This window comes from Vibrio sp. 10N.222.46.A1 (assembly GCF_041473595.1).
GTDB lineage: Bacteria > Pseudomonadota > Gammaproteobacteria > Enterobacterales > Vibrionaceae > Vibrio > Vibrio tasmaniensis_A.
Genome location: NZ_JBFRSN010000699.1, coordinates 1 through 6,021, shown reverse-complemented (window position 1 = coordinate 6,021; position 6,021 = coordinate 1). Strand labels below are relative to the sequence as shown.

Genomic DNA, 6,021 nt, shown 5'->3' with positions numbered 1-6,021 from the left:
TCGTATAGGCGAACAAATACTTCTTGAGTCGCAGCTGATAGGCCGTCATCCATAGTGAATCGCTCACGATCCCAGTCTACAGATGCACCAAGACGACGAAGTTGTTGAGTGATCGTGCCACCAGATTCGCCTTTCCATTCCCAGATCTTGTCGATGAAAGCTTCACGGCCGTAGTCGTGTTTTGTTTTGCCTTCTTCAGCAGCGATCTTACGCTCAACAACCATTTGAGTTGCGATACCAGCGTGGTCAGTACCCACTTGCCAAAGCGTGTTTTTGCCTTTCATACGTTGAGCACGGATAAGTGTATCCATGATCGTATCTTGGAACGCGTGACCCATGTGTAGGCTACCAGTGACGTTCGGTGGCGGGATCATGATGCTGTAAGCTTCTTTTGATGTGTCACCGTGTGGCTTAAAGTAGCCTTTCTCTTCCCAAGTCTTATACAGAGCTTGTTCGATTGATGTTGGGTTGTATGTCTTTTCCATAGTGCTCTTATAACGGATACTGTGAATGGTTAATCGTGGTCAAACTTCATAAGTGAAGCTTCTTGAATCTAAATCCAAAGATAGCTTTAACTATGAGGTTTGACTATGGATGTTGAATCTCGATAGTTTGTAGCTGATATCCAGCCTGACGGTAAATTTTATACCTTTCTCGAGCGAGTTGCTTAGCTTTTTCTTCGCAAGGAACGAAGTCTATCACCTGAGCAAAGGCGTTCGCAAAGGTTGTATGATTATCGGCCAGATTTATTACCAATTGGCGGTTCCAATTAGGTTTGACTCCTTGATGGCCTATCTCAATATTCGTTGAATATTTTGGACCTTCGCCAACCAAGTTGTGCGCGATAAATTCAGTAGGCTCTACCTGCCAAAAAACTTCAGCGATACGCTCAGCATGAACTTTATCGTTACAGTTGAGATAAAGTTTAGCGCCTTGTTTTGCAAAATGCTGAGCAAGAAACAACACGTAGTGAGCAAAACTCTCTTCGCCGGCTTGTGGGCTGTCTGAAGACACAATGTAAAATGTGGCAGTCTGCATACTGAATACTCGAACTTGGAATCGTGGAAACCAATCATACTTGGTCAACAGGAGCTAGCAAATAACGCTTATTAAAAAAGGGCCCGTAGGCCCTTTCTATTATTTTGAAGATTGCTCTTCAGTCTCATGGCCGCTGCGGTTCAATAAGAATTGGACAAGCATTGAGACAGGACGACCTGTCGAGCCTTTCGCTGCGCCTGACTTCCAAGCTGTGCCGGCACTGTCAATGTGTGCCCAGTGGTACTTTTTAGCAAATTTAGATAAGAAACATGCTGCTGTGATTGTACCAGCAGGTCGGCCACCGATATTTGCCATATCTGCAAATGGACTCGTTAGTTGCTCATGGTATTCATCGGCCATTGGCATGCGCCATGCTCTGTCACTTGCTTGCTCAGAAGCATTCACTAACTCGTGAGATAGTGGGTTGTGATTAGACAGTACAGCACTGATGTGGTGACCTAACGCCATCACACACGCGCCAGTGAGTGTTGCTACATCGACAACACAGTCTGGTTCAAAGCGTTCAACGTAAGTAAGCGCATCACATAGAACCAAGCGACCTTCAGCATCCGTGTTTAACACTTCAACTGTTTGGCCTGACATGGTCGTTAGGATATCACCTGGGCGGTAAGCATTGCTGCCTGGCATGTTTTCACAACCTGCTAGGATACCAACTACATTAATCGGTAGGTTCAGTTTAGCTAGTGCCTTCATTGTACCGAATACAGAAGCCGCACCACACATGTCGTACTTCATCTCATCCATACCTTCACCAGGCTTAAGCGAAATACCGCCTGAATCGAAAGTAAGACCTTTACCGACTAGAACAATCGGTTTTGCATCTGGGTCAGCAGCACCTTTATATTCCATGATAGACATCATAGATTCGTTCTTAGAACCACGGCCTACCGCTAAGTATGAAGTCATACCCAGCTTTTCCATCTCTTCTTCGCCAATGATCTTAGTTTTCACTGTCTCGTAATCATCGGCCAAGCGACGAGCTTGAGATGCAAGGTAAGCAGGATTTGCGATGTTAGGTGGCATGTTGCCTAGATCTTTAGACGCTTTCACACCTGAAGCAATCGCAAGACCGTGAGAAATTGCTTTCTCACCAAGGCTCAATTCACGACGAGTTGGTACGTTGAATACCAGTTTACGTAGTGGACGACGAGTCTCAGGTTTATTACTCTTGAATTGATCAAAAGTGTAAAGGCCATCTTTAGTCGCTTCTACTGCTTGGCGAACTTTCCAGTAAGTATCACGACCTTTAACGTGCAGTTCAGTCAGGAAACATACTGCTTCCATAGAACCCGTTTCGTTTAGTGTACTGATGGTTTTTTGGATAATTTCTTTATATTGACGCTCGCCTAGCTCACGTTCTTTACCGCAGCCTACAAGCAGAACACGTTCTGAAAGTACACCAGGTACTTGATGCAGTAGTAGCATCTGGCCAGGTTTACCCTCTAGATCACCGCGACGAAGCAGTGAACTAATATAGCCATCGCTAATCTTATCTAACTGCTCGGCTACTGGAGAAAGGCGGCGCGGTTCGAATACACCGACAACGATACATGCGCTGCGCTGTTTCTCTGGGCTGCCACTTTTTACACTGAACTCCATGCGTACTCCTACATCCTGAAGACAAATCGAACTAAATGTTGGATAATGGGTTCTTACTTGTTGGATCCTATAATGGAACTGACCTTAAAGAAGAACGTTAACACTTAGCTAAAAATTTAAAAAATAAAAGGTTCAACGGGAAATTATAGTGATTCAATCAAAAAAACAAGTTTTGTATAGGTAATTTGAGCGTGATTATTGTTAGATATTTGATCCGAGAGACAATCAAGAGCCAATTTGCGATATTTTTTGTTCTCTTTCTCGTGTTTCTCAGCCAAAAGTTCATCAGTGTTTTAGCCGACGCCTCTGATGGTGATATTCCAGCAAGCCTTGTATTATCGATCGTGGGTCTAAATATGCCAGCGATGGGGCTCTTGATGCTTCCACTTAGTATCTATATTGGCATTTTGCTGACTTTTGGCCGCCTTTATGCCGAAAGTGAGATTGTGGTGATGAATGCTACGGGTATTGGCAATAAATTCCTCATCCAATCAGCACTTTATCTGGCGTTGATTACCGCAACTGTCGCTGCTTTTAACTCCTTTTGGCTGTCTCCGTGGTCACAAGATAAAGTAGAACAAATGTATGAGGAAGTGGCTGCAGAGAACAGCGTCGATTTACTACCCAAAGGCAAATTTGCAAGGACTCCCGATGGTTCTTCAGTTGTGTTTATAGAGGGTATCGATGGTAATCAATTAGACAATGTGTTCGTTTCTCAAATGCGACCTCGTGACTCAGTGCTTCCTAGTGTGATGTTCTCTAAGTCGGGAGACGTAAAAGAATTGAGCGATGGCCGCCAAGTTATTGTGATGTACGATGGTACTCGTCATGAAGGAGTGCCTTCTCGCCTTGATTATAGAGTGACGCACTTTGAAGAGTATGAAGGCTTAATTGGTCAGCGTGAAGTAGAGAAGAAAGGTCGAGAGTGGGAAGCGATTCCAACTATTGATCTTATTGGAAATCAAGATAATCGTGCCAAGGCTGAATTGCAGTGGCGCATGTCACTGGTGTTGTGTATCCCATTGTTGACTATGCTCGTTGTACCGCTGTCAGCAGTTAATCCACGACAAGGTCGTTTTGCAAAAATAGGTCCGGCAATCCTGATTTATTTGACTTACTTCTTGGCAATCAGTGCAACCAAATCTTCAATTGAAGAAGGGGACATTCCTGCTGCAATAGGCATGTGGCCAATCAATGCATTATTATTGTTTGTCGCGATTGGTGCCAACTTTATGGATAGTGTGCCTGTTAGGCGTTTGAAAGAAAAATTCAAGAATAAGAGGTTGGCTTAAGCCGTGTTTAAGATTCTCGATTTATATATAGGCAGAACCATCATCGCGACCACCTCACTGGTATTGGTGACGTTTGTCGGTCTCTCTGGAATTATCAAGTACGTTGAGCAATTGCGAAAGGTAGGTCGTGGTACATACGATCTATTACAAGCGTTGTATTTCGTTTTATTGAGTATTCCTCGTGATATCGAAATGTTCTTCCCAATGGCGGCATTGCTTGGTGCATTGATTGGGCTTGGTATGCTTGCTGCGAGTTCTGAGCTTGTGGTTATGCAAGCCGCGGGTTTCTCTAAGTTAGATATTGGTTTATCGGTACTTAAGACTGCGATTCCGTTAATGGTGATAGTGACATTGCTTGGGCAGTGGGGAGCTCCGCAAGCGCAGAAGATGGCTCGTGACTTAAGAACCATCTCGGTTGCTGGTGGTAGTATTATTTCTACTCAAAGCGGTGTTTGGGCTCGAGATGCCAACGACTTTATTTTCATTGTTAAAATAGACGATGATAAGCTCTATGGTTTGAACATGTGGCGCTATGATGAGAACAAGGCTCTGAAAACGGCCATATACTCAAAAGAAGTCGATTACGTTGGAGACAACGTTTGGACAATGCGCGATGTTGAGGTCACCTCTTTTGAGAATGAAATTCAGGTCACTAAAGAGAATTTACCGACTTTTTCTTGGGAAACATCGTTAGCTCCAGACAAACTCGCGATAGTGACGGTGAAACCGGAGGAGCTGTCGTTAAGTGGGCTGTATGACTATGTTTCTTATCTCAAAGCATCAGAACAAGATGCAGCACGTTATGAGCTAGCATTGTGGCGAAAGATAACTCAACCTATTTCGATAGCGGTCATGATGTTGATGGCATTGTCGTTTATCTTTGGTCCTTTACGTAGCGTGACCATGGGAGCAAGGATTCTCTCTGGTGTGATTGCTGGTTTTACTTTCTATATATCCAGCGAGTTCTTTGGTCCAATCAGCTTGGTTTATCAAATACCACCAGCCTTTGGTGCGATAGCCCCTAGCGTGGTGTTTTTCGGAATTGCCATCATGCTCTTGAGGCGGAAACTATAAATGATAAAGGAAGGCGTTAAGCCTTCCTTTTTTGATCTTGCTTTAAGTTCGCTTAATAGCGTTATTGTGCCTTTGGCAACACAACGACTTCGGTCTTTGCCCAGATATCGTGAAAGCCACGTTTCTGAGGATCGAATGGAACACATAAGTTTGCAAGTCCAAACCCCGATGTACCTAAACGTATTAGCGCTTGAGTTATTGTGATCGCAGAGCCATCTTTGTTTTGAACTCGTAGCTTCCAAGCTCTCATCCCCAGAGTTTGACCTGCTCTGGTCCAGAAGAAGACAAAGAAGTAAACCCAAACGACGACTAAGTAAAAAGTATACGCAGGGCTCCAAATCGGATGATTAGTCAAGAAGTCACTGACATCGGCATACCCGCTATGGTTAAAAATACCAAGAGCCATGAGTGCGTGCAGTAGAGCAACAATGATGCCGGCAGCCATCATTTCAATAGCGATTACAATGAGTGCGTCATAGAACAAGGCACCAAATCGGCGCATTACCCCAGCTGGTGGCAGAGTGTTTGTTGATGTCATGGTGTTATTACTTCTTTAAAAATTGAGGCGTCAGAATATAGTTTAAGGCTTGGCCTGAAAAGAGACATGACGCACAGCTTATGACTTAGTGGCGAAATTATCGGCAAACACACATGAATTCAAGTTTTTATACTTGCCACATCAGTTCGCATACGTATAATGCCAAACATCGACAGGGCAATGCCCCAAGATAATGCCGGTATGGTGAAATTGGTATACACGACGGATTCAAAATCCGTTGCCTTCGGGCGTGGCGGTTCAAGTCCGCCTACCGGTACCATATTTAAATAACAAAGCCTCGACTCAAGTCGGGGCTTTGTTATATCTGGAGAATAGAAAGTGTTGCCTTCGTAGTAGCGACAGGAACGCCTGTCCAATCAGTCAGTTCTTATTGTGCCATTCCAAAATATTACCGTTTCCGTTCGTAATGCGATTCCTTAGTAAATTAATTATCTTAAA

At 44.1% G+C, this 6,021-nt stretch carries 6 protein-coding genes and 1 tRNA gene; 3 read left to right on the top strand and 4 right to left on the bottom strand.

Annotation, left to right across the window (positions count from 1 at the left end; translation table 11 throughout):
- The 3 genes from AB4496_RS18600 to pepA all read right to left on the bottom strand — a co-directional run.
- Positions 1–485: class I tRNA ligase family protein (locus tag AB4496_RS18600; protein ID WP_372131591.1), on the bottom strand; the 485-nt coding region annotated here is incomplete at its 3' end.
- Positions 486–588: 103 nt separating this feature from the next.
- The gene (locus AB4496_RS18595) at positions 589–1,038 is read right to left on the bottom strand and encodes a DNA polymerase III subunit chi (RefSeq protein ID WP_102257862.1); all 450 of its coding nucleotides are present in this window, start codon (positions 1,036–1,038) and stop codon (positions 589–591) included.
- 99 nt (positions 1,039–1,137) lie between these two features.
- On the bottom strand, positions 1,138–2,658 hold the full coding sequence (gene pepA / locus AB4496_RS18590; protein WP_017097529.1) for a leucyl aminopeptidase: 1,521 nt from the start codon (positions 2,656–2,658) through the stop codon (positions 1,138–1,140).
- A 191-nt stretch (positions 2,659–2,849) separates the two neighbouring features.
- Here pepA and lptF point away from each other — a divergent pair, with 191 nt between their 5' ends.
- Both lptF and lptG read left to right on the top strand, forming a co-directional pair.
- Positions 2,850–3,950 carry an LPS export ABC transporter permease LptF gene (gene lptF / locus AB4496_RS18585; protein WP_009847716.1) on the top strand — a complete coding sequence of 367 codons (1,101 nt, stop codon included), beginning with the start codon at positions 2,850–2,852 and terminating at the stop codon, positions 3,948–3,950.
- Between the two features lie 3 nt (positions 3,951–3,953).
- A complete protein-coding gene (gene lptG, locus AB4496_RS18580; protein ID WP_017103680.1) occupies positions 3,954–5,024 on the top strand; it encodes an LPS export ABC transporter permease LptG in 1,071 nt (356 codons plus the stop codon).
- A 61-nt stretch (positions 5,025–5,085) separates the two neighbouring features.
- Here the strand turns inward: lptG and AB4496_RS18575 are convergent, their stop codons facing one another.
- Positions 5,086–5,562, bottom strand: a complete 477-nt coding sequence (locus tag AB4496_RS18575) for an RDD family protein (RefSeq protein WP_017097527.1) — start codon at positions 5,560–5,562, stop codon at positions 5,086–5,088.
- 195 nt (positions 5,563–5,757) lie between these two features.
- On the opposite strand from AB4496_RS18575, the gene AB4496_RS18570 reads away from it, so the two are divergent.
- Positions 5,758–5,842 (top strand) — tRNA-Leu (locus tag AB4496_RS18570).
- Positions 5,843–6,021 lie beyond the last annotated feature (179 nt).

What these genes read in the sequence shown, in the direction of transcription:
- pepA (WP_017097529.1), bottom strand. Translation starts at nt 2,658, where the DNA reads ATGGAGTTCAGTGTAAAAAGTGGCAGCCCAGAGAAACAGCGCAGCGCA.
- AB4496_RS18575 (WP_017097527.1), bottom strand. Translation starts at nt 5,562, where the DNA reads ATGACATCAACAAACACTCTGCCACCAGCTGGGGTAATGCGCCGATTT.
- AB4496_RS18595 (WP_102257862.1), bottom strand. Translation starts at nt 1,038, where the DNA reads ATGCAGACTGCCACATTTTACATTGTGTCTTCAGACAGCCCACAAGCC.